This window comes from Streptomyces sp. NBC_00102 (assembly GCF_026343115.1).
In the GTDB taxonomy this organism is placed as follows: domain Bacteria; phylum Actinomycetota; class Actinomycetes; order Streptomycetales; family Streptomycetaceae; genus Streptomyces.
The window spans coordinates 592650-616124 of the sequence record NZ_JAPEMC010000001.1 but is presented as its reverse complement, the minus strand read 5'-3'; the positions used below and the strand labels follow the sequence as shown (position 1 = coordinate 616124).

Genomic DNA, 23475 nt, shown 5'->3' with positions numbered 1-23475 from the left:
CGTCTCCCCGAGTCGGACGGCGCCCCGCAGTTCGTTGCCTGGCTCAGCTTTCGGCCAGGATGTGTGAGAGCTCGGTGTCGAGGTCGAAGTGGCGATGCTCGGTGCCCGGCGGAACCGCGGCGTCGGTCCTCTTCAGGAACGACTCCAGGGCCCGCGCCGGGGCTTCGAGAAGGGCCTCTCCTTCCGGAGAGCTCAGGGCGATGCAGACGACGCCTTGGCCGTGACTACGAGATGGCCAGACGCGGACGTCTCCGGTGCCGGTGGGCCTGTGCAGCCCCTCGGCGAGGAGGTCACGGGCGAAAACCCACTCGACCGTCTCCTCCGCTCCGGTGTGGAAGGTGGCGTGCACGGCATAGGGATCGGCCGTGTCATACCGCAGGCCCGCGGGTACAGGCAGTGAGGACTCGCTCGACACAACGAGGCGCAGGTGCAGCTCGCAGCTGACCGTGGTGTTCATAAGCGCCAGGGCCTTTCGCTCAGTGTGCGCTCGGGGATTCGCACGTCGGCGAAATCGACATGCCACCTACGGTGGCGTTGTAAACCCCTCTGACCGTTTTGTGCTTCTTTGGGTCCCCCGTACAGCGGTGTGTAACTTTCCGTCATGCACCCATTCCAGTGACGGAGAGCGGTCGGGTAGGTTGAGCCCCATGAGTGCGCAGAGTGACGAGCGGGACGGAATCGCGCCGGTCGCGGAGCTGGATTCCGCGGCGGGGGGCGGGGTGGGTCCGGAGCGTGAGCTCGGTTCACGGGCGCCGGCGTTCATCAAGGCATCGAAGGCCCTCCACGTGAGCTGGCAGGTGGGCGTCTTCGCCGTGGGCCTCGCGGTCGTGGCGGCGGGTGTCGCCATGCTGGTGCTGCCCGGGCCGGGGTGGTTCGTGATCTTCGGCGGCATGGCGATCTGGGCGACCGAGTTCGTCTGGGCGCAGCTCGTGCTCCGCTGGACCCGGCGGAAGGTCACCGAGGCCGCGCAGAAGGCGCTCGACCCCAAGGTCCGGCGCCGCAACATCATCCTCACCACGGTCGGCCTGGTGATCGTGGCTGCGCTGGTGGCGGTCTACCTCTGGCGATTCGGCCTCAGCCTGCCGTGGAACATCAGCGAGTGAGTGCGGGATGGTCCAGGAGCACCGCTGACATGCGGTAATGTTTGCGGTGCGCCCGGGCGATTAGCTCAGTGGGAGAGCGCTTCGTTCACACCGAAGAGGTCACTGGTTCGAACCCAGTATCGCCCACCCGGACGGAAGGCCCGAGAGACCGCAAGGTCTCTCGGGCCTTCCGCGTTCCCGCCGACTTCGTGGTGCCCGAGCCCGGGCGCCCCGGCTGTCGTGCCGCTGCGCCCGCTTCTCGGCCGAACCGGGGCGTTCCGTCGCCCCCGGTGAAGCGCTTCGACCGATCCTGTCACAACCGTTGACGTTGACGTGTCCACTCCATAATTTGTCGGCAAGCGCTTTCTTGAACGATTCAATCTACCGAGGCGGGGGTGCGACCTGCCCGGGATGGGGTGTGTCATGACGTCTTGGCGAAATACCCGGGGACTGCGTGCGGCAGGCGTGTCCGTGGTGGCGCTGGGGCTTCTCGCCACCGGCTGCGGGGGCGACGGCGGGACGGGAGCCGGCGGCAAGGTGGAGATCCGCTACTCCTGGTGGGGAGGCCAGGAGCGGGCCTCCCTGATCAACAGGACGATCGCCCTGTTCGAGAAGAAGTACCCGGACATCGAGGTGAAGACCGACTTCCAGGACTACGAGAACTTCTGGAAGAAGTTCAACACCCAGGCCTCGGCCGGCAACGCCCCCGACGTCTTCCAGAACTCCGTCGCCTTCCTGCGCAAGTACGACGACAAGCGGGTACTGCTCGACCTCAGTGCGCAGGTCGAGGCAGGGAACCTCAGCATGGAGCACTTCAGGGCCGGGCTCGACAAGGCCGGCGAGGTCGACGGAAAGCTCGTCGGCGTCCCGGTCGGCGGCAACACCTTCGCCCTGATCTACAACCCCGCCGAGTACAAGAAGATCGGCGTCACCCCCGCCGAGGGCTGGACCTGGGACGAGTACGACGCGGCCACCGAGAAGATCAGCAAGGGCGGTCTGCCGGGGGACAGCGGTGGCGGCGGGATCATGTATCTCTACGACCTGGTCCTGCGTCAGAACGGCAAGGCCTTCTTCACCGACGACGCGAAACTCGGCTTCACCGAGGCCGACCTCGAGGACTGGTGGAACAAGAACTACGCCCGCACGAAGGCCGGCGTCCTGACCGACCCGAAGAAGATCGAACAGGCCAAGCCCACTTCGGGTCTTTCGAAGGACCTCTCCGCAGGGGAGTTCACCTGGGACAACTTCCTGGTCCGCTACACCTCCGAGACCAAGACCCCGCTCGCCATCGCGCCCGTACCCACCACCGACGGCAAGCGCACCGGGCAGTACATCTCCTCGCTGATGCTCAGCGGGTCCGCCCGTACCAAGCACCCCAAGGAGGTGGCCACCTTCATCGACTTCATGGTCCACGACCCCGAGGTCGGCAAGATCATGGGTTACGACCGGGGCGTCCTCGCCACCGAGGAGCAGTTCGACGCCTACGAGCCCACCGGGGTCTCCGCGCAGATCGCCGCGTACGAGAAGCAGATCGCCGACAACGTCGAACCGATCACCCCGCATCCGGCGGGCGCCGACATCGTCGAAGCCGCCTTCCTGCGCATCGCCGCCGACGTGTTCCTCGGCAAGACCTCGGTGGACGACGGGACGAAGCAGTTCTTCTCCGAGGCGAAGACGGCACTCGGCTCCTGAGAGGAACGGCGATGACCGACACCCAGGCGGCCCCCGCGCCGTCGCCGCCCGAGGAGCGCCCCGCGCCCCGCAAGGCCCCCGCAGCCTCCGGGCGGCGCCGGGCCCGCGGGGAGAACCTCGCCGGCTATCTGTTCATGTCCCCGTGGATCGTCGGCTTCCTGCTGCTGACCGCGGGCCCCATGCTCGCCTCGCTCTACCTGGCGTTCACCGATTACAACCTCTTCGACAGCCCCCGCTTCGTCGGCTTCGAGAACTTCACCGAGATGTTCTCCGACCCCCGCTGGCGCAAGTCCGTCCAGGTCACGACCTCGTACGTCCTGGTGGGCACCCCGCTCAAGCTGGCGGCGGCGCTCGGCGTTGCCCTGCTGCTCAACAAGCCGCGACGCGGCCAGGGCTTCTACCGGGCCGCGTTCTACGCCCCCTCGCTCGTCGGCGCGAGCGTCTCCATCGCCATCGTGTGGCGCGCCCTCTTCTCGGACGACGCCGTCGTGGACCGTTCGCTCCAGGTCTTCGGCGTGCACGTCGGCGGCTGGATCGGCGACCCGGACATGGTGATCTACGCCCTGGTGGCGCTCACCGTCTGGCAGTTCGGCGCGCCCATGGTCATCTTCCTGGCCGGTCTCCAGCAGGTGCCTCGTGAGCTGTACGAGGCTGCCCAGGTGGACGGCGCGAGCGCCTGGCGGCGGTTCCGCTCGATCACCCTGCCGATGATCTCCCCGGTGCTCTTCTTCAACCTGCTGCTGGAGACCATCCACTCCTTCCAGATCTTCGCCTCCGCCTACGTCGTCACCAACAGCAAGTGCGGTCCGGCCGACGCCGGGCTCGTCTACACCTGCTACCTGTACGAACAGGGCTGGACCAACCTCCGGATGGGGTACGCCTCCGCCATGGCCTGGATGCTGCTCGTCTCGGTCGGCCTGGTCACGGCCGTTCTGTTCTGGTCCCAGCGGCGCTGGGTCCACTACGAGGAGGACGTCCGATGAGTGCGCTCACCCACCCGGCCCGGCGCCGCGCGTCGCGTTCGGTGCTCTGGCACGTCGGCGCGCTCCTGGTCCTCGCGCTGGTGCTCTACCCGCTCTTCTGGGTGATCGGCAGCTCGCTGAAGCCCAGTGAGGACATCGTCGGCGGACTCGAACTCTTCCCCACCCAACCGGTGTTCGAGCACTACCGGAAGCTCTACGACGGCATCGCCGACATCCCCGTCTCGACCTTCTTCGTCAACTCGCTGGTGCTGGCGTTCGGCTCGGTGGCCGGAGTGCTCTTCTCCTGCTCGCTCGCCGCCTACGCCTTCGCCAGGATCGACTTCCGGGGCCGCAACCTGCTCTTCTCGCTGATGATCGGCACCCTCCTGCTGCCGTACCACGTACTGATCATTCCGCAGTACGTGCTCTTCCAGAAGATGGAACTCATCAACACCTACGTGCCGTTGCTCCTCGGGAAGTACCTGGCGACCGACGCGTTCTTCGTCTTCCTGATGATGCAGTTCATGCGGAACCTGCCCCGCGAACTCGACGAGGCGGCCCGGCTCGACGGCTGCGGACACCCCCGGATCTACTGGCACATCATGCTGCCGCTCTCCCGGCCCGCCCTGATCACCAGCTCGATCTTCACCTTCATCTGGTCCTGGAACGACTTCCTCGGCCCGCTCCTCTACCTCAACGAGCCGGACAAGTACCCCGTCTCCATGGGGCTGAAGATGTTCATCGACCAGGACAGCGCGGCGGACTACGGCGGCATGGTCGCCATGTCCGTCCTCGCCCTGCTGCCCGTACTCGCCTTCTTCCTCGCCTTCCAGCGCTACCTCGTCGAAGGCGCGGCCACCTCCGGGCTGAAGGGCTGACCGGGCCATGAGCGCACCCACCACCCGCGTCCGCGCACACACCCGGCCCGCCGCCGTACGCCGCCGCACCGAACGGCTCGCCCGCTTCGCGCTCTTCGCCGAATGCCTGCTCACCGGGGTCTGGATCGCCCTCGCCGCACTGCCCCTGATCACTCTCGTACCGGCGTTCGCGGCGGGCTGCGCCCATCTGCGGCGGCAGACCGAGGACAGGCGTGGCGGCCTTCGGGAGTTCGCCGGCGATCTGCGGGAGGCGGTACGCACCGGACTGCTGGTCACCCCGACGGCCGGCGCGGCCCTCGCGCTGCTCGCCCTCGACGGGCGGATCGCCCGGTCGGGGCAGCTGCCCTGCGGCCGGTTCCTCGTGGCGGTCAGCGTCCTCGGCGCCCTCGCCCTGGCCGTCGCGGCGCTCCGTACGGCCGCCGCCTGGCGGCCCGGCGCCCGATGGACGCCACTGGCGCGCGCGGCCGTCCGCCGCACCGTGACCGATCCCGTCGGCTCGCTGCTCCTCGTCGGCGGGTTCGCCGCCGTCGCCCTCACCGCCTGGCAGCTGCCCCCGCTCGCCGTACCCGCCCTGGGCGCACTCGCCGCCGCGGCGGTCGTCACCGACCGCCGCCGCTGACCCCCCGTCCCACCCCGGGAGCGCGGACGACCGCCCAGGGGCGGTCCGCCCTGCCCGATCCCCGCATGTGCACACGAGCCGAGTCCCCGAGAACTGGAGTCGTGATGTCCCCGATCCCCCGTCGCACCATGCTCAAGGCCGCAGCCGTCGCCGGTGCCGCCTCCTCCCTGTCCTGGACGGCGCTCACCGGCGCGCCACCCGCCGAAGCGACCGAGCCCGCCGCCGGGGACGCCGGGGACGCCGGGGACGCCGGGGACGGCGGGGAGCCGGTCGAGATCGGCTGGCTGGAGGAGGGCGGGCTCGGCGCGGCCCCCGGCACGACGTTCGGGGTGCCCTGGCCGAAGGGGCGGTACCCGGCCGACCAGAAGTTCGCGCTCGACACCGCCGAGGGCAAGGGCGTCCCCGTGCAGAGCTGGACCACCGCCACCTGGCCGGACGGCTCCCTCAAGTGGAGCGCCCACGCCGTCGGCCCGGAGGCGTCCGGCGCCAGGAAGTTCGCCCTCACCGCCGGTGAACCCACCGCCCCCGGGGCGAAGGTCACCGTCAGCGGCTCCGGCTCGGCGATCACCGTCTCGACCGGGGTCGTCACCGCGAAGATCGGGAAGACCGGCTCCTCGCTCGTCAAATCGCTGGTGCGCGGCGGCACCGAGATCGCCAAGGACGGCCGGCTGGTCCTGATCCGCCAGGGCGAGATCGAGGACGGCGACCAGGGCAAGGAGACGTACGAGCGCTTCGAGAGCGCCATCGCCTCGGCCGAGGTCGAACAGGCGGGCCCGCTGCGGGCGGTCGTCCGCGTCGACGGCAAGCACCGGCGCGGCTCGCGCTCCTGGATGCCGTTCTCCGTCCGGTTCTACTTCCACGCGGGCGCCGAGTCGTTCCGGATGGTCCACACCATCACCTTCGACGGCACCCAGGAACCCGGGAAGGCCAGTGGCGACTTCGTCCGGGGGCTCGGCGTCCGTTTCACCGTCCCGATGCGCGACGAGACGTACGACCGTCACGTCCGGCTCGGCGGCGAGGGCACCGGCATGCTCCGCGAGGCCGTCAAGGGCATCACCGGACTGCGCCGGGATCCCGGAGCCGCCGTCCGGGCCACCCAGTTCGAAGGGGTACGCCTCCCCGACCCCGCCACCTGGGACCAGCGGGTCACCAGCCGCCTGCACCTCATTCCCACCTGGGGCGACTACACCCTCGGCCAGCTCTCCGCGGACGGCTTCAGCCTGCGCAAACGCACCGCGAAGGGACACGGCTGGATCGCGGCGGGCGGCGGCCGCCGTGCCTCCGGCTTCGGTTACGTGGGCGGAGTGAGCGGCGGACTCGCCTTCGGGCTGCGGGACTTCTGGGAGAAGTTCCCCGCCCAGCTCGACATCAGGGGCGCCGACACGGACGAGGCCGAGGTGACCGTCTGGCTCTGGTCGCCCGAGGCCCAGCCCATGGACCTGCGCTTCTACCACGACGGCCTCGGCATGGACACGTACACCGAGCAGCTCGACGGGCTGGAGATCACCTACGAGGACTACGAGCCCGGCTTCGGCACCCCGTACGGCATCGCCCGCACCAGCGAACTCCTCTTCTGGGTCCACGACTCCACCCCCGGCGCCGAGGCGCTGGCCCGGCAGACCGCGGCGGTCCGCACCCTGCCGCAGCTGGTCGCCCCGCCCTCCCAGCTCATCGGCGCGGGCGTCTTCGGCGGACTCTTCGCCGAACCGGACCGCTCCACCCCGGCGAAGGCGAGCATCGAGGACCACCTCGACTTCCTCTTCTCGTACTACCGGGACCAGGTCGAGATGCGGCGCTGGTACGGCTTCTGGGACTACGGCGACGTCATGCACACGTACGACCCGTCCCGGCACCAGTGGCGGTACGACATCGGCGGCTACGCCTGGGACAACTCCGAACTCTCCACCGACCTCTGGCTCTGGTACGCCTATCTGCGCTCCGGCCGCGCCGACATCTTCCGCTTCGCCGAGACGATGACGCGCCACACCGGCGAGGTCGACGTCTACCACCTCGGCCAATGGGCCGGGCTCGGCACCCGCCACGGCATCCAGCACTACGCGGACAGCGCCAAGCAGCAGCGCATCGCCAACACCACCTACCGGCGCTTCTACTACTTCCTCACGGCCGACGAGCGGGTCGGCGACCTGATGCGCGCCAACGTCGACTCGGACGAGACCTTCCTCGTGCTCGACCCGCAGCGCAAGGTCCGTACCGACGTGTACACCCCCGACCGGCACGCGCTCTCCATCGGCTTCGGCACCGACTGGAGCGGGCTCGTCTCCGCCTGGCTCACCGAGTGGGAGCGCGGAGGCCCGCAGGCGGCGAAGGCCAGGGACCGGGTCCTCGGCACGATGGAGACGATCGCCGCGCAGCCCAACGGCTTCGTCCAGGGCAGCGGACTCTACGACCTGGACACCGGCCGGTTCGCGATCGCCGCGCAGCCGGTCGTGAGCGTCTCCCACCTGTCGGGCGTCTTCGGACTGAACGAACTCTGCGCCGAACTCGTCGGCCTCGTCGACATGCCGGCGTTCGAGGAGGCGTACCTCGACTACTGCCGGTACTTCAACGCCACCAAGGCGGAACAGGCCGCCCGCTACGGCTCCGACTTCGGCAGCATCAGCCTCTTCCAGGGCCACTCCCGCATGGACGCCTACGCCGCCGTGCGCACGGGCGACGCCACGTTCGCCGCCCGTGCCTGGGAGAAGTTCCTGCGGGGCGACGGATACAAGGAGTCCGCCCCCTGGAAGACCGAGGAGGTGACCGGGCCCCTCGCCGTCGTCGCCGGCACCGAGGCCGCCTGGGTCTCCACCAACGACACCGCCCTCTACGGACTCGCCGCCATCGAGAACCTGGCCCTCGTCGGCGACCGCATGCCCGGCTGACCCACCGGTCCGCGCACCGTCCGGGGGAGGTCCTCACCGCATCCTGCCGAGGGCCTCCCTCACCCGCCGGGCGTCCCGCAGCCGCTTCTCGTACGTCGCGCCCACCGCGAGCAGCAGCACCCCGGCCGCCGCGGGCACCAGCCACCTCGGCAGCGCACCCACCACCTGCACCACGTACGGGGCGAGTTCGTGCAGTCCGAGCAGAGCCAGCACCCCGCCGCCCAGCAGCAGCGGGGCCTGCAGGCGGCCCCGGGCGCCGGCCAGCGTGACCGCGAGGGCGACGAGCCCCAGCAGCAGCGGGCGCGTCCACCCCGGGTCGCCCCAGGCCGCCAGCAGGCTCGGCACCAGCGTGACGGCGAGCCCGGCGCCGTACGCGGTCCAGGAGGAGATCTCGTCGTCGGGGGTGGCGCGTCGCCGCCGCAGCACCCCCACCACCAGGGCCGGCACCGTCACCGGCAGGGTGTACGCCTCCGGTGCGTCGACCTCCGAGGCGGCCAGCCGCACCCAGGACGCCAGCACGAAGAGCACCAGCGCGAGCGAGCCCGCCGCCTTCCGGCGCTCCGGCCGCACCGCCGCACCGGCCGCGAGCACCCCGGACAGCCCCAGCACCAGAGCCAGCCAGGCCGGGTCCGTGACCGCGAGGCCCACCGCCACCAGGGCGCCGAAGGCTCCCGCCAGCTCCACCGGCACCGCCACCGGGCGGCGCCGGAGCACGCCACCGAGCAGCACGGTGACCGCGGGAGGGACCAGCAGCAGCGGAGCCCCGTGCGAGGCGGAGAGCCCCAGCGAACCCACCACCGCGACGGTCAGCCCGATCCCGCCGAGGACAGCCGCGCAGGCGGCCACCGAACGCGCCGGGCGGTCCGGCAACCGGACCGCCGTCGCGGCGAACAACGCGGTGAGCGCCGCGACCACGGCGTACGTCGCCGGCTCCGAGGCCAGCGACAGCGCCGACACGCTCACCGCCACCGCCAGCGCGCAGCCGAGCGCGACGGACCCGGCGGCCGATCCGGCCGAACCCCTGGCCGAGCGCACCAACGACTCCAGCGCCCCCGCGACCAGCAGGACCTCCAGGACGACCCCGGCCGCGTACGGGACGTCCGCGACCGCCGCCGCGGCCGGCAACGCGCCGCCCACCAGCACCGGTACGGCCACCGGGGCCGCACCCCGCCACCAGGACAGGAACGCCCGCTCGCCCGCCTGGCCCGCCCCGGCCGGCCGCCGGTGAGCCGCCGCGCCCAGCGCGGCCACCACCGCGAGAACCACCGGAGCGGCCATCGTCCACGGCAGGCCGGCCGGCCCGCCGAGTGCGTCCCGCAGGCCCTGCGGAGCGCCCGCCCACAGTCGGGTAGCCGTCGACAGCGGGCTCACCAGGACCATGGCCGGCCAGGGCGCCGCCCAGAGCAGCGAACCCGCGACCACGACCGCCACCGAGGCGGTCGCCCCCGTCCCGGCCGCGCCGTCCCCGAGCGCCCGGAGCCCCGGCAGGGCCCGCACCGCCGTGAGGAGCACGATCCCCGCCGCCAGATACGCCACCACGGTCCAGTCCGACGGCAGCGCGGCCCGCACCACCCCGCCGGTGCCCGCCACCACGGCGAGCCCGCCGACGAGCCCGCAGGCGGTCGCGAGACCCGCCGGCGCCCACCGCACGGCCAGCAGTGCGGCGGCCCCCGCGACCACCAGCAGTGCCCCCGGGGCGAGGGCCGCGACCGGGCCCCCGGCCATCAGGGACCGCGCCAAGGCCACCAGCAGCGCGCCCGACGCGTTGACCGCGAGGCAGACCAGGGCGGTGACCCGCACCCCGGACCGGGCGGCCCGCACCGCGATCACGCCGTCCGCCACCGCGGTGACCAGCAGCGCCCAGCCGAAGGCGAGGACCGGGGCGCCGGCCGCCGCGCAGGCCAGGACCAGCGGCAGCTGACCCGCCGCCACCGCCGCCGGCACCGGCAGCACCGGCCGGCCGGGGGTCAGGCCCAAGGCCGCCCACAGCATGGCGAGCGCGGCCGAGGCCGCGGCGGCGAACGCCGCGGTGCCGGTGCCGGGGAGGGCCACCGCGTGCAGGGCGTAGGCGTCCAGGAGCGTCAGTACGAGCCCGAAGGCGCCGAGCGACTCCGCCGTGGCCCGCAGCCCGGACCGCCGCAGCGGGACGGGGGCGACGAGGGCGGCGGCGGTCACGGTGGCCAGCACGGCCGAACGCCCCCCGATGCCCATCGCACCCCAGCTGAACAGCGTGAAGGCGATGGCGGCGACCGCGAGCAGCAGCCCGCCGAGCGCGAGGAGCACGTTCTGCGCACCGTGTCCGGACGAGGTCCGCGGCGGCGCGGGGCGCGGGCCGGAGGCGGGCCGCGGAGGAGCGAAGGCCGTGTCCGCGCGGGCGAAGCCGGAGCGGGCCGGGGCGCGCAGGACCTGGACCAGCCAGGCGCGGCGCTGGAGCAACTGCGCCCGGCGGGCGTCCAGATGGGCCAGTTCGCGGTCGAGGAGCGCCAATTCCTCGGCGGGCGGCGGGACATGTTCCATGTCCGGAGTGTCGGGTCCCGGGGCAGGTGCGTACATGTGTTCAGGTACTCACTTCGGGGAGTGAGTACCTGGGGCGACCGGGCCCCGGAGCGAGCAGACTGACTCCATGAATCCGAACCATTACCGGTTCACGAACCTGTGGGACCTCCCCGCGACGCCCGCCGCCGTCCTCGCCGTACTGGAGCGGGGCGAGGAGTACCCGCTCTGGTGGCCGCAGATCCGCGAGGTGGTCCAGGTGGACGCGACCACGGGACGGGCGCGCTTCCGCTCCGTCCTGCCGTACGACCTGGTCGTCACCCTGGACCGGGCCCGCCGCGATCCGGCGGCCGGGGTCCTCGAAGTGTCCATGGCCGGTGACCTGGAGGGCTGGGCCCGCTGGACCGTCACCGGCAGGGGAGACGGCAGCCGTGTCCGGTACGACCAGGAAGTCGAGGTCCGCAAACGGCTGATGCGGCTGCTGGCACCGGTCGCCCGGCCGGTGTTCCGGGCGAACCACGCCCTGATGATGCGCGCGGCGCGACGCGGACTGACCACCCGGCTCGGGGTGGGCTGACCCCTCGGTCCGGGGTGGGCCGACCGCCCCGGACCGAGGCGGTCCGGCGCCCCTGGCCGGGCGCGGTTTGAACGAAGCCCGCCGGGCCCTGTATTGTTCAACCCGTTCCCGGGCGATTAGCTCAGTGGGAGAGCGCTTCGTTCACACCGAAGAGGTCACTGGTTCGAACCCAGTATCGCCCACCGGGAAAAGCCGGTCCGTCAGCACCAACGACGGACCGGCTTTCGCGCGTCCGGAACCCGCCCCGCGAGGAGCGGGCCGTACCGCTCACGCCGCCGCGGCCACCTCAGGGCGCGGACGCAGCGGCCACGAGGGGTCGACGCGCTCGGGGGTGCCGCTCCGGGCGAACCACGCCTCCAGACCGCGGGCCTGCGCGGCGTGCCAGGCCACCTGGAGCGTGTGCAGCTCCGCGGGGCTCAGCCGTTCGAGGCGCGCGGTGAACCGCCTGCCCACCGCGCGTACCAGCTCCATCGAGGCCGCCGCGTCCGCGGCCGCGTCGTGGGCCCCGTCCAGTACCACCCCGTACAGCTCGCAGAGGTCGGTCAGGGTGCGGCGGCCCTTGCGGTAGCGGTCCAGGTGCTTGTCGAGCACCCGGGGATCGATCACGCACAGCGGCACGTGCTCCAGGTAGCCGGCGAGGGAGGACGCCCGGTGCCGCTTCAGCTCCCGGTCCAGGAGGGTCAGGTCGAAGGGGGCGTTCATCACGACCAGCGGACGGCCCGTCGCGCACTGCTCCGCGAGCGACCTGGCTATCTCCTCCACCACCGGTGCGGGCCAACGGCCGTTGCGCTGGACATGGTCGTCGGTGAGGCCGTGGATCGCGGTCGCCTCGGCCGGCACCGGGATTCCCGGGTTGATCAGCCAGCGGGTCACCCGGGCCCGTCCGCCGGCGGTGTCCTGGACGACGAGGGCGGCCGAGACTATCCGGTCCTCCTCGACGTCGACACCCGTCGTCTCCGTGTCGAATGCGGCCAGCGGCCCCTCGAACCAGTGCATCATCCCCGAACTCCTCGCACCCGCACGGCAGATGGCGTGATTCCTCTGCCCGATATCGGTGATACCCGCAGTGTTTGCCTGATACGCCGTTTGCGGGCCGTCTCCTTCGGTGACAACACTTCTGACAGGCCGGGAAATTGACTGGGCGTCACCCGCCGAAGCGGCCGGGCCCGTCGAGTCACGTCAACGACCGGACAACTGCACGGCCCGGAAGGCATACGGAGCCATGGCGCTCGCGCAGCCCGACCCGGGGAGCACCGCACCTGCCGCGGACCGCGGAAACGGTCTGCCGGCCGGGCGGACCGCCCCCCTGCGGGGCACCCTCGCCACCACCGCCTGCATGGAGACCCTCCAGGTGGGGTATCTCCACGCCGTGGCGGCAGCGGCGGGCTGCTCCCTCTCGCAGCCGTTTCCCGACAACGGCGTCGACTGGCACCTCAGCCACGGTGCCCCGGCCCACACCGTCGACGACGAAGTGACCGTCAAGGTGCAGCTCAAGTGCACCTACCAGCTCCCGCCGCACCCCCAGGGCGGGACGTTCCCGTTCACCCTCGACAACGCCCACCTCGTGAAACTCGCCCGGACACCCGTGTCCGTGCACCGCATCCTGGTCGTGATGATCGTGCCGCGCGCCCAGGACGACTGGCTGCGCGCCGGACACGACCGGCTCGACCTGCGGCACTGCTGCTACTGGATCAACCTGGCCGGCCACCCGGTGACCGGCCGGCTCAGGACAACCGTGCGCATCCCGACCTCGCGGATCTTCGACGACCGGGCGGTCTGCGAGATCATGGCCCGGGTCGGGGCGGGAGGGAGACCCTGATGCACCGGTCGATGGACGAACCCGTCGGCGGGGGAGCGGAGCCGGACACCCGCGCCCACCCGGCCGAGCTCCCGGAGACGCCGCCCCCGCGGACGCAGCCCCCGCGCGGGGTGCGGGACGAAGACGGGCCCGCCCCGGACGCCCTGCCGGACCCGTCGGCCGTGGACCCCGCCGTCCTGGCCGCGCTCCTCGCCCGCCACGGCTGGTGCCTGCGGGGCGGGGCCGCCGGACGCTACACCCGGTGGACCCCGCCCGGACCGGCCGGCGGGCCCGCCAGCCTGCTGGTGCCCGCCACCGTCGCCTTCCCCGACACCGAGGACCTGCTCGCGGAGGCGCTCGTGGCACTCGCCCGCAGCACGGAACCCTCGGCCCGGGACGTCCTCGTCGCCCTCGCCGTACCCAGCGACGAGGTCCGCTGGCGGCGGGAGGTGCCCGAGGGGACCGCGGCCGCCGCCGGGGCCGCCGGCGCGGCGGGCTGGGGCGAGGCGGAGGTCCTGCGCTCGGCGGCCCTGCGCCTCCTGCTGGCCGGCTCCCTCGCCGTACGCGGCCCGGCGGGCCACCACGGGGCCCGCCACCGCAGGCGGGCCCGGGCGGCGCTGGACGACGTGCTGATCGGCCCGGCCCCGGGCGGACGCCGGCTCACCGCCTTCCTGCCCGTAGCCTCCGGCCGCGCCGTCGCCGGCCGGCTCTACCGGGCACTGCACGCCGCCCGCGAGGCCGTCGACTACCAGCGGGCCACCGGTGGCATGGAGGCCTTCGACGCGGCGGTCCCCGCCGGTGTGAGCCGCGAGCTGACCGAGGCCCTGGTCGCCCTGGTCAGGGGCTCGGAGGGAGCCAGGATCACCGTCGACTGGGCACCCTCCCGCGGTGCGCCCGACCACTGCCCGGACCGCCCCGAACCGGTCGACTTCTCCCCGGGCGACCTCCCCGCGCTCCGGCTGGCCGGTGTCCGCTACCGACGCCAGGAGCCCTCCCTCCCGGTCCGGATCACCGGCGCCGTCGTCCGGATGCGCCGCTCGGGGCCGCGCGGCCCCGGGACCGTACGGCTGCGCGTCCTCGCGGGCGCCGAGGTGGCACACGTACGGGTCGAGCTGGACGAGGAGGCGTACCGCATCGCCGGCCACGCCCACCTCGTCGGGCTGCCGCTGCGCGTGGACGGCCTGCTGGAGAGCCGGGGCGGGTTCCGGCGGCTCACCGGCGCCACCCAGGTCGCCCCCGTCCAGGTCGACGAGGCGGAGCGCGACCGGCTGATGAAGGCCCTCCAGGAGAACCTGGACTGGTTCGAAGAGGCGTGCGCGGGCAAGGAGTGACCGCTTCCCGGACGGCCCGCCGCTCCGGTCCGCCGGGCCGTCGCCCGTCACCCGTGAAGAACGCAATGTGAATTAGCCTGCCCGGCTCGGTACGATCCTTGGTGCACGCGCAAGCAATGCGGTGCGCCCCCTGAGTCAGGAGAGACCGGTGTCAGACGTCCGCGTGATCATCCAACGCGATTCCGAGCGGGAAGAGCACGTGGTGACGACGGGCACGACGGCCGCCGACCTCTTCCCCGGACAGCGCTCGGTCGTGGCCGCCCGCGTCGACGGCGAGCTGCGCGACCTCGCGTACGCCGTCCAGGACGGCGAGACCGTCGAGCCCGTGGAGATCTCCTCCGAGGACGGCCTCAACATCCTGCGCCACTCCACCGCGCACGTGATGGCCCAGGCCGTCCAGGAGCTCTTCCCCGAGGCCAAGCTCGGCATCGGCCCGCCGGTCAAGGACGGCTTCTACTACGACTTCGACGTCGAGAAGCCGTTCACGCCCGAGGATCTCAAGGCCATCGAGAAGAAGATGCAGGAGATCCAGAAGCGTGGCCAGCGGTTCTCCCGCCGCGTCGTCACCGACGAGGCGGCCCGCGAGGAGCTGGCCGCCGAGCCGTACAAGCTGGAGCTCATCGGCATCAAGGGCTCGGCCTCGTCCGACGACGGCGCCGACGTCGAGGTGGGCGGCGGCGAGCTGACCATCTACGACAACCTGGACGCCAAGACCGGCGACCTGTGCTGGAAGGACCTCTGCCGCGGTCCGCACCTGCCGACCACCCGGTTCATCCCCGCGTTCAAGCTGATGCGCAACGCCGCCGCGTACTGGCGCGGCAGCGAGAAGAACCCGATGCTCCAGCGCATCTACGGCACCGCGTGGCCGACCAAGGAAGAGCTCAAGGCGCACCTGGAGTTCCTGGAGGAGGCCGCCAAGCGCGACCACCGCAAGCTCGGCAACGAGCTGGACCTCTTCTCCTTCCCCGACGAGATCGGCCCCGGCCTCGCCGTCTTCCACCCCAAGGGCGGCATCATCCGCCGGGCCATGGAGGACTACTCGCGGCGCCGCCACGAGGAGGAGGGCTACGAGTTCGTCTACAGCCCGCACGCCACCAAGGGCAAGCTCTTCGAGAAGTCCGGCCACCTGGACTGGTACGCCGACGGCATGTACCCCCCCATGCAGCTCGACGACGGGGTGGACTACTACCTCAAGCCGATGAACTGCCCGATGCACAACCTGATCTTCGACGCGCGCGGCCGTTCCTACCGTGAACTCCCGCTCCGTCTCTTCGAGTTCGGCACGGTCTACCGGTACGAGAAGTCCGGCGTGGTGCACGGCCTGACCCGCTCGCGCGGATTCACCCAGGACGACGCGCACATCTACTGCACCAAGGAGCAGATGGCCGAGGAGCTGGACCGCACGCTCACCTTCGTGCTGAACCTGCTCCGCGACTACGGCCTGAACGACTTCTACCTGGAGCTCTCCACCAAGGACCCGGAGAAGTTCGTCGGCTCGGACGAGATCTGGGAAGAGGCCACCGAGACGCTGCGTCAGGTCGCCGAGAAGCAGGGCCTCCCGCTGGTCCCGGACCCGGGCGGCGCCGCCTTCTACGGCCCGAAGATCTCCGTCCAGTGCAAGGACGCCATCGGCCGCACCTGGCAGATGTCGACCGTGCAGCTCGACTTCAACCTGCCGGAGCGCTTCGAGCTGGAGTACACCGGCCCGGAGGGCACCAAGCAGCGCCCGGTCATGATCCACCGCGCCCTGTTCGGTTCCATCGAGCGCTTCTTCGCGGTGCTCCTGGAGCACTACGCGGGCGCCTTCCCGGTCTGGCTCGCGCCCGTCCAGGCGGTCGGCATCCCGATCGGCGACGCCCACATCCCGTACCTCCAGGAGTTCGCCGCCACGGCGCGCAAGCAGGGGCTGCGGGTCGAGGTCGACGCCTCCTCGGACCGGATGCAGAAGAAGATCCGCAACCAGCAGAAGGCCAAGGTCCCCTTCATGATCATCGCGGGCGACGAGGACATGGCCAATGGTGCCGTCTCCTTCCGCTACCGCGACGGTTCGCAGGAGAACGGCATCCCGGTCGACGAGGCCATCGCCAAGATCGCCAAGGCCGTCGAGGACCGCGTCCAGGTCTGATCCCCGGCACCCTACGAGTACGGCCCCCGGCGCGGCGTCAGCCCGCCGGGGGCCGTTCCTCGTCCTCCCGCCGGAACACCTGGAGCAGCCACGACGAGAAGGAACCCGTCACCGCCCCCAGCAGGGCCAGACCGCAGACCATCAGCCCCGCCGCGACGATCCGGCCCTCCGGGGTGACCGGCACGGCGTCCCCGTACCCCACCGTCGTCAGCGTCGCGCACGCCCACCAGACGGAGTCGCCGAAGGTGCGGATGCTGGCGCCCGGCGCGGTGTGCTCCACGTGGTAGACGGTGAGCGCCGCGGAGACGCCGAGCAGGAGCGAGGAGAGGCCGGCGTACGACATCACGCGGGCGTACAGGCTCAGCCGGGGCTCGGCCCGGCGCTGCTGGACCGCCGTGTACACCTTCACCACGCGCAACGGCCGCAGCAGCGGCATCACCAGCACCAGGGTGTCCAGCCAGTGCGTCCGTACGAAGCGGTGCCCCTGGCCGCTGAGCCGCAGCCGCACGGCGTAGTCCACCACGAAGAGCGCCCAGGTCCCGTAGACCAGCACCAGCCCCACGTCCGGCCAGGGCTCGCGGTCCCGGCCGGCCAGGACGTGGAGCGCGTACCCCGCCAGGAAGACCAGCGAGGCCACCGCCATGGGCACCTCCGCACGCTCCTCCCACCGGGCGAGCGGCGGCGGAGCGGAACGGGCGGAACGGCCGCCCGAGGGGGAGGGGCGGTCGCTCTGCGGATCGGGGCGGTCGCTCATGGCCGCAAGCATCCCGCCGCCGCCGGGGGCCGGGCCCCGGCGACACGCGAGCCGGGGGTGACGCCATATGCTGAACCGCATGACGAGTGAGCCCGAGCAGCAGATCGGAGTGGGGACGCCCGACGCGTTCCAGCGCCTGTGGACCCCCCACCGGATGGCCTACATCCAGGGTGAGAACAAGCCGAGCGGTCCCGGCGCGGACGACGGCTGTCCGTTCTGTACGATCCCCTCGAAATCGGACGTGGACGGGCTCGTCGTCGCCCGCGGCACCCACGTCTACGCGGTGCTCAACCTCTACCCGTACACCGGTGGCCACCTCATGGTCGTGCCCTACCGGCACGTCGCCGACTACACCGAGCTGGACGGTCCGGAGACGCTCGAACTCGCCGAGTTCACCAAGAAGGCCATGGTCGCGCTCCGGGCGGCCTCCGGGGCGCACGGCTTCAACATCGGCATGAACCAGGGAGCCGTCGCCGGTGCCGGCATCGCCGCCCACCTGCATCAGCACCTCGTCCCGCGCTGGGGCGGCGACACCAACTTCATGCCCGTGGTGGGCCACACCAAGGTGCTCCCGCAGCTCCTCGGCGACACCCGCGCGATGCTGGCCGACGCCTGGCCGGCCGCCTGACGCACCCGGTACGGCTGAGGGGGCGCTCCCCGCGAGGAGCGCCCCCTCAGCCGTACCCGCCGTCCTGGAACGGGCGTGATCAGGCGTCGTACGTGTCCGCCTTCTTCGGTGTCGCCTCCTGGACCGCGCCGCTCAGCGACATCGAGCGGCTGCTGAAGCGTTCGATGTCCACACCGTTCTCCTTCAGCACCCGCAGCGCCGCCGAGTGGACCACCCGCAGCACCGGAGTGGCGGCGCGCAGCGCGTCGTCCGCCATGAAGCGGTGGTTCCACGGCTGCGAGGCCCAGGCGTGCCGCAGGCCGAACGGCTCCGGCAGGGTGATCTTGCCGCCGAGGTAGTCCAGCAGCGGCGGATACCAGGTCAGCGGGGCGCGCAGCGCGAGGCGGACCACCTCCTCCGGCTCGACCAGCGGCAGGTTGATCTTGCGGGTCTCCCAGAAGCGGACGGTCTTGTTGACCGTCTTCGTCTTCGCGGCGGGCTTGGAGAAGAAGAGCGAGTGGACCGGACCCAGCGCGTGGCCGGTGACCTCGATGCGCAGCGTCTCGTGCAGCACCGTCACCGTGATCATCATGGTCAGCACCAACTGGCCGTCCCAGAGCGTGAACTGCACGCCCAGGTAGTGCCGGGCACCGCTGCCGAACTGCTGGTGGTTGCAGATGCGCTGTATCTCGTGCGGCTTGACCTGGAACGTCGCCACGTCCTCACCGGCCGGGCGGGAGACCGAGTCCGCGTTCTCGCCCACCGGAGAGACGATCCAGTGCGTCACCGAAGGCTTCGGGAAACCACCGGTGTTCAGCGGCCCGCGCTCCAGCATCTTCAACTGGTCGTGGATGACCCGGATCACGTCCCAGCTGCGGAACTGGTGGAACTCCTTGGCCGGATCGGCCGAGACCAGCTCCTCCGCCAACTGCCAGCTGCCCCACCGGGTTCCCATGCCGAGAATGCCCTTGGGGCCCGCGTAGAAGACCGAGTTCGACTGCTGCTCCGCCGCGAGCTTCTCCAGCGACTGCCGCAGCGCCTCGCGGGCGGTCTCGCTCGGGTTCTTCGGCACCGCGTCAGGGATCTTGGCGCTGACCCCGCCGCCCGAGAGCAGCCCCTCCCAGCGGGCCCGCATGTCCTTCGCGGAGGACTCCGCGATCCGCTTGGCGATGAACCAGCCGACCACCGGGGCGACGATCGCCCCGCGCAGATAGAGCCCCAGGAAGCCGCCGACCGGCAGTGCGATCAGCGCCACCACCGCCAGACCGCCGATGACGACCAGCACGACCGTGCCCAGCGCCTTGAACGCCGTGTCCTTGGACTTGTCGAGGGCGTCCCGCAGCCGGAAGGCGATGATCCACAGCAGCAGACCGGGCAGGAAGAGCACGCCGCAGACCAACGTCACCAGCGTCAGCCGGGTGTCGCGCTCCTTGCGCAGCCGGGACGCCGAAAGGCAGTGCTCCACGACCGTCTGCGGATCCATCCCGAAGGACTGGATCAGCGCGCCGCGCGCCCCGCCCAGCGTGCGCTCCTGCACCGCGCGCGAGAACGCCTCACCCAGGTTCGGCTTGAAGTAGGAGGCCTTGAAGAACTTCGAGGAACCCTCCGACACCGAGGACTTGTGCCACTCGTTGTCCGCCTTGAGGATCTCCTCCACCGGGCTGTCCCGGTACGCGGCCGAGGCCAGGGCGTTCGTCGCCACCGCCCCGGCGCTCGCGCCCTGGATCGGGATCTGCGCTCCGAGAGAAAAGTCGAATCCGTCGCTGGCCACTCGTTCGCCCCCACTCGCCGGCATGGTCTGCTCCTGCGGGTGTGCCCAACTACCGTACGCGGCATACCTTCTGAGCTGCGCCCACAGCGTAGCGCCCGAACGCCCCCACCGCCCGTCACCGGAGCGGCGCCGACAGTGATTGCGACAACGCGCCGTCCGAGCGCCCCCCGGGCCGTGCCCGGCGACGCGCAGAAACCGTGGGACAGGTGCCCGTCCGGTGGACCGGCCGCGTGGTGACTACGATGGGCCAGCCGGTGGCCGAAGGGGTCGCACGGCCCACCGACCCCTCAGGGAAGGCCATGCTGAACAAGTACGCGCGTGCGTTTTTCACGCGTGTCCTCACGCCGTTCGCCGCTCTGCTGCTCCGCCTCGGGGTGAGTCCCGACGCGGTCACCCTGATCGGCACGGCCGGAGTGATGGCCGGTGCGCTCGTCTTCTTCCCCATGGGGGAGTTCTTCTGGGGCACCATCGTCATCACCGTCTTCGTCTTCTCGGACCTCGTCGACGGGAACATGGCACGGCAGGCCGGGATCTCCAGCCGCTGGGGCGCGTTCCTCGACTCGACGCTCGACCGGGTCGCCGACGGCGCCATCTTCGGCGGCTTCGCCCTCTGGTACGCGGGCAACGGCGACAACAACGTCCTCTGCGCCGTGGCGATCTTCTGCCTCGCCAGCGGCCAGGTCGTCTCGTACACGAAGGCGCGCGGCGAGTCGATCGGTCTGCCGGTCGCCGTCAACGGCCTCGTGGAGCGCGCCGAGCGCCTGGTGATCTCGCTGGTCGCCGCCGGCCTCGCCGGACTGCACGGCTTCGGCGTCCCCGGCATCCAGATCCTGCTGCCGATCGCACTGTGGATCGTCGCGGCGGGCAGCCTGGTGACGCTCGTCCAGCGCGTCGTCACCGTGCGCCGGGAGTCCGCCGAGGCGGACGCGGTAGCCGCAGCGGCAGCCGCGGAAGCGGGCCCGGCGGGTCGGGGGACCGAGGACGGCCGGTGAGCGGCACCGGCACCAATCTCAGGGACCGGCTGACCGACGGCCTCTACGGGCTCGGCTGGGGCGCGGTGAAGAGGCTGCCCGAGCCGGCCGCCCGCGCCCTCTTCCGCACCCTCGCCGACCAGGTGTGGAAGCGCCGCGGCAAGAGCGTGCTGCGGCTGGAGTCGAACCTCGCCCGCGTCGTCCCCGGCGCCTCCGAGGCCCGGCTCGCCGAACTCTCCCGGGCCGGCATGCGCTCGTACATGCGCTACTGGCTGGAGTCGTTCCGGCTGCCCACGTGGAGCCCGGAGCAGATCAAGGAACGCATCGACGTCACCGACGCCCACCGCCTCACCGAGGGCCTGGACGCCGGACGCGGAGTCGTCCTCGCCCTGCCGCACCTGGGGAACTGGGACCTGGCCGGAGCCTGGGTCACCACCGACCTCAAGGTCCCCTTCACCACGGTCGCCGAACGCCTCAAGCCCGAGACCCTCTACGACCGCTTCGTCGCCTACCGCGAGAGCCTCGGCATGGAGGTGCTCCCGCACAGCGGGGGCGCCGCCTTCGGCACCCTGGCCCGCAGGCTGCGCGCCGGCGGCCTGGTCTGCCTGGTCGCCGACCGCGACCTGTCCGCCTCCGGGGTGGAGGTCGACTTCTTCGCCGCCCGCGCCCGGATGCCCGCCGGCCCGGCGCTGCTCGCCCAGCAGACGGGGGCGCTGCTGCTCCCCGTCACCCTCGGCTTCGACGACACGCCTGTCATGCGGGCACGGATCCACCCGCCCGTCGTGGTCCCCGAGGAGGGCACCAGGGCCGAGCGGACCAAGGCCATGACGCAGGCGCTCGCCGACGCCTTCGCGGAAGGCATCGCCGCCCACCCGGAGGACTGGCACATGCTGCAACGGCTCTGGCTCGACGACCTCGAAGAGCGGGACGGACGCGGCGCCGGGGAGCGGGGGGAGTCCTCGTGAAGATCGGCATCGTCTGCCCGTATTCCTGGGACGTGCCCGGCGGCGTCCAGTTCCACATCAGGGACCTCGCCGACCACCTGATCCGGCTCGGCCACGAGGTCTCCGTGCTCGCCCCGGCCGACGACGACACCCCGCTGCCGCCGTTCGTCGTCTCCGCGGGCCGGGCCGTACCGGTCCCGTACAACGGCTCGGTGGCCCGTCTCAACTTCGGCTTCCTCTCGGCGGCCCGGGTGCGCCGCTGGCTGCACGACGGCACCTTCGACGTCATCCACATCCACGAGCCGGCCTCGCCCTCGCTCGGACTGCTCGCCTGCTGGGCGGCCCAGGGGCCGATCGTCGCCACCTTCCACACCTCGAACCCGCGCTCCCGCGCCATGATCGCCGCGTACCCGATCCTCCAGCCGGCCCTGGAGAAGATCAGCGCCCGCATCGCGGTGAGCGAGTACGCCCGCCGGACCCTGGTCGAGCACCTCGGCGGCGACGCCGTGGTCATCCCCAACGGCGTCGACGTCGGGTTCTTCGCCGACGTGGAGCCGAAGCCCGAGTGGCAGGGCGGCACCCTCGGATTCGTCGGCCGCATCGACGAGCCGCGCAAGGGGCTTCCGGTCCTCATGAAGGCGCTGCCCGCGATCGTCGCCGCCCGCCCGGACACCCGGCTGCTGGTGGCTGGCCGGGGCGACGAGGAGGAGGCCGTCGCCTCGCTCCCCGAGGAGCTGCGCGACCGCGTCGAGTTCCTCGGCATGGTCAGCGACGAGGACAAGGCCCGGCTGCTGCGCAGCGTCGACGTGTACGTCGCCCCGAACACCGGCGGCGAGAGCTTCGGGATCATCCTCGTCGAGGCGCTGTCGGCGGGTGCCGCGGTGCTCGCCAGCGACCTCGACGCGTTCTCCCAGGTACTGGACCACGGCACGGCCGGCGACCTCTTCGCCAACGAGGACGCCGACGCGCTGGCCGCGGCGGCGATCCGGCTGCTCGGCGATCCCGCGCGAAGGGCCGGACTCAGCGAGCGGGGGAGCGCGCACGTACGGCGCTTCGACTGGTCGACCGTCGGCGCCGACATCCTCGCGGTGTACGAGACGGTCGCGGACGGCGCCGCCTCGGTGGCCGCCGACGAGCGCGCGACCGGGCTGCGGGCCCGCTTCGGACTCGTCCGGGACCGGGACGGGGCGCAGCCCAGGGACCGGGACGCCTCCCAGCCGTTCGGACCGGCAGGGGACTGAGTGCCGGTCACGGCCCCGGCCGGAACGGGCCGTGACCGGCCGGTCGGGGCCGCCGCCGGGCGACGGTAGCCTTTTCGCCCGTGACCGCAACCTTGATCTGGACCGTCGTCGCACTCGTCGCGATCGGCCTGTACCTCAGCTGGACCGCCGGACGCCTGGACCGGCTGCACGCGCGGATCGACGCCGCCAGGGCCGCCCTGGACGCGCAGTTGCTGCGCCGCGCCTCGGTCACCCAGGAACTGGCCACCTCCGGCCTCCTGGACCCCGCCGCCTCGCTCGTCCTGTACGAAGCCGCACACGCCTCCCGGCAGGCCGAGGAGGACCACCGCGAGGTCGCCGAGAGCGAGCTGAGCACCGCCCTGCGCGCGGTCTTCGGCGAGAGCGCCCAGGTGGAGGCCGTACGGGAGGCCCGGGGCGGTGAGGAGGCGGCGGACGAACTCGCCGCCGCCGTACGCCGGGTACCAATGGCCCGCCGGTTCCACAACGACGCGGTCCGCGCCGCGCGGGCCCTGCGCACGCACCGTACGGTGCGCTGGTTCCGGCTGGCCGGCCACGCCCCCTTCCCGCTCGCCTTCGAGATGGACGACACCCCGCCGGCCGCGCTCGCCGACCGCCCGGGCACCTGATACGGGCGGGCCCGGGGCTCCGGAGAGCCCCGCCCCGCCGCGGACGGCGGGGCCAAAACGATCCACCGCCTCCCTATTGGCCCTTGCTGTGGACTGGTCCGGAGGCGTTTGCTCGGCTGTGC

General features: G+C 71.9%; 20 protein-coding genes and 2 tRNA genes. 17 read left to right on the top strand and 5 right to left on the bottom strand.

Annotated elements, in window-relative coordinates; all coding sequences use genetic code 11:
- Positions 1–43 precede the first annotated feature (43 nt).
- Positions 44–457, bottom strand: coding sequence for an SsgA family sporulation/cell division regulator (locus tag OHA55_RS02695; RefSeq protein ID WP_003959770.1), 414 nt, complete (start codon positions 455–457; stop codon positions 44–46).
- A 190-nt stretch (positions 458–647) separates the two neighbouring features.
- On the opposite strand from OHA55_RS02695, the gene OHA55_RS02690 reads away from it, so the two are divergent.
- The 7 genes from OHA55_RS02690 (at position 648) to OHA55_RS02660 (ending at position 8115) form a co-directional block, all read left to right on the top strand.
- Positions 648–1103, top strand: a complete 456-nt coding sequence (locus tag OHA55_RS02690) for a TIGR02611 family protein (RefSeq protein WP_266702403.1) — start codon at positions 648–650, stop codon at positions 1101–1103.
- 54 nt (positions 1104–1157) lie between these two features.
- A tRNA-Val gene (locus OHA55_RS02685) sits at positions 1158–1229 on the top strand.
- A 276-nt stretch (positions 1230–1505) separates the two neighbouring features.
- Positions 1506–2774 (top strand): ABC transporter substrate-binding protein, encoded by a 1269-nt coding sequence (locus tag OHA55_RS02680; RefSeq protein ID WP_266702401.1) that lies wholly within the window; start codon positions 1506–1508, stop codon positions 2772–2774.
- 11 nt (positions 2775–2785) lie between these two features.
- Entirely contained in the window at positions 2786–3757 is a 972-nt protein-coding gene (locus tag OHA55_RS02675; RefSeq protein WP_266702399.1) for a carbohydrate ABC transporter permease, read from the top strand.
- Positions 3754–4614 (top strand): carbohydrate ABC transporter permease, encoded by an 861-nt coding sequence (locus tag OHA55_RS02670; protein WP_266702397.1) that lies wholly within the window; start codon positions 3754–3756, stop codon positions 4612–4614. The genes OHA55_RS02675 and OHA55_RS02670 overlap by 4 nt, the downstream gene beginning before the upstream one ends.
- A gap of 7 nt (positions 4615–4621) precedes the next feature.
- The gene (locus OHA55_RS02665) at positions 4622–5233 is read left to right on the top strand and encodes a hypothetical protein (protein ID WP_266702395.1); all 612 of its coding nucleotides are present in this window, start codon (positions 4622–4624) and stop codon (positions 5231–5233) included.
- Positions 5234–5337: 104 nt separating this feature from the next.
- A complete protein-coding gene (locus OHA55_RS02660; RefSeq protein ID WP_266702393.1) occupies positions 5338–8115 on the top strand; it encodes a Tat pathway signal sequence domain protein in 2778 nt (925 codons plus the stop codon).
- A gap of 33 nt (positions 8116–8148) precedes the next feature.
- On the opposite strand, the gene OHA55_RS02655 is transcribed toward OHA55_RS02660, so the two are convergent.
- Entirely contained in the window at positions 8149–10632 is a 2484-nt protein-coding gene (locus OHA55_RS02655) for an SCO7613 C-terminal domain-containing membrane protein (protein ID WP_266702391.1), read from the bottom strand.
- A 106-nt stretch (positions 10633–10738) separates the two neighbouring features.
- Between OHA55_RS02655 and OHA55_RS02650 the strand changes: the two genes are divergently transcribed.
- Positions 10739–11185, top strand: a complete 447-nt coding sequence (locus OHA55_RS02650) for an SRPBCC family protein (RefSeq protein WP_266702389.1) — start codon at positions 10739–10741, stop codon at positions 11183–11185.
- A 110-nt stretch (positions 11186–11295) separates the two neighbouring features.
- A tRNA-Val gene (locus OHA55_RS02645) sits at positions 11296–11367 on the top strand.
- Between the two features lie 85 nt (positions 11368–11452).
- Here OHA55_RS02645 and OHA55_RS02640 read toward each other — a convergent pair.
- Positions 11453–12184 (bottom strand): 3'-5' exonuclease, encoded by a 732-nt coding sequence (locus tag OHA55_RS02640; protein WP_266702387.1) that lies wholly within the window; start codon positions 12182–12184, stop codon positions 11453–11455.
- A gap of 223 nt (positions 12185–12407) precedes the next feature.
- Here OHA55_RS02640 and OHA55_RS02635 point away from each other — a divergent pair, with 223 nt between their 5' ends.
- The 3 genes from OHA55_RS02635 (at position 12408) to thrS (ending at position 16439) form a co-directional block, all read left to right on the top strand.
- A complete protein-coding gene (locus OHA55_RS02635; RefSeq protein ID WP_266702385.1) occupies positions 12408–13004 on the top strand; it encodes a DUF4365 domain-containing protein in 597 nt (198 codons plus the stop codon).
- On the top strand, positions 13004–14314 hold the full coding sequence (locus tag OHA55_RS02630) for a hypothetical protein (protein ID WP_266702383.1): 1311 nt from the start codon (positions 13004–13006) through the stop codon (positions 14312–14314). Before OHA55_RS02635 ends, OHA55_RS02630 begins: the two co-directional genes overlap by 1 nt.
- Positions 14315–14462: 148 nt before the next feature.
- A complete protein-coding gene (gene thrS, locus OHA55_RS02625; RefSeq protein ID WP_266702381.1) occupies positions 14463–16439 on the top strand; it encodes a threonine--tRNA ligase in 1977 nt (658 codons plus the stop codon).
- A 37-nt stretch (positions 16440–16476) separates the two neighbouring features.
- Here thrS and OHA55_RS02620 read toward each other — a convergent pair whose 3' ends face one another.
- Positions 16477–17082, bottom strand: a complete 606-nt coding sequence (locus OHA55_RS02620) for a potassium channel family protein (RefSeq protein WP_266710396.1) — start codon at positions 17080–17082, stop codon at positions 16477–16479.
- A gap of 178 nt (positions 17083–17260) precedes the next feature.
- On the opposite strand from OHA55_RS02620, the gene OHA55_RS02615 reads away from it, so the two are divergent.
- Positions 17261–17821 (top strand): HIT domain-containing protein, encoded by a 561-nt coding sequence (locus tag OHA55_RS02615; protein WP_266702379.1) that lies wholly within the window; start codon positions 17261–17263, stop codon positions 17819–17821.
- A 79-nt stretch (positions 17822–17900) separates the two neighbouring features.
- Here the strand turns inward: OHA55_RS02615 and OHA55_RS02610 are convergent, their stop codons facing one another.
- Complete coding sequence (locus OHA55_RS02610) at positions 17901–19571, bottom strand: hypothetical protein (RefSeq protein ID WP_266710395.1); 1671 nt, start codon at positions 19569–19571, stop codon at positions 17901–17903.
- A gap of 299 nt (positions 19572–19870) precedes the next feature.
- On the opposite strand from OHA55_RS02610, the gene pgsA reads away from it, so the two are divergent.
- The 4 genes from pgsA (at position 19871) to OHA55_RS02590 (ending at position 23353) form a co-directional block, all read left to right on the top strand.
- On the top strand, positions 19871–20563 hold the full coding sequence (pgsA, locus tag OHA55_RS02605; protein WP_266710394.1) for a phosphatidylinositol phosphate synthase: 693 nt from the start codon (positions 19871–19873) through the stop codon (positions 20561–20563).
- A complete protein-coding gene (locus OHA55_RS02600; protein ID WP_266702377.1) occupies positions 20560–21507 on the top strand; it encodes a phosphatidylinositol mannoside acyltransferase in 948 nt (315 codons plus the stop codon). The genes pgsA and OHA55_RS02600 overlap by 4 nt, the downstream gene beginning before the upstream one ends.
- Complete coding sequence (locus OHA55_RS02595; protein ID WP_266702375.1) at positions 21504–22727, top strand: glycosyltransferase family 4 protein; 1224 nt, start codon at positions 21504–21506, stop codon at positions 22725–22727. The genes OHA55_RS02600 and OHA55_RS02595 overlap by 4 nt, the downstream gene beginning before the upstream one ends.
- A gap of 80 nt (positions 22728–22807) precedes the next feature.
- A complete protein-coding gene (locus tag OHA55_RS02590; protein ID WP_266702373.1) occupies positions 22808–23353 on the top strand; it encodes a hypothetical protein in 546 nt (181 codons plus the stop codon).
- The last annotated feature ends 122 nt before the right edge of the window (positions 23354–23475 follow it).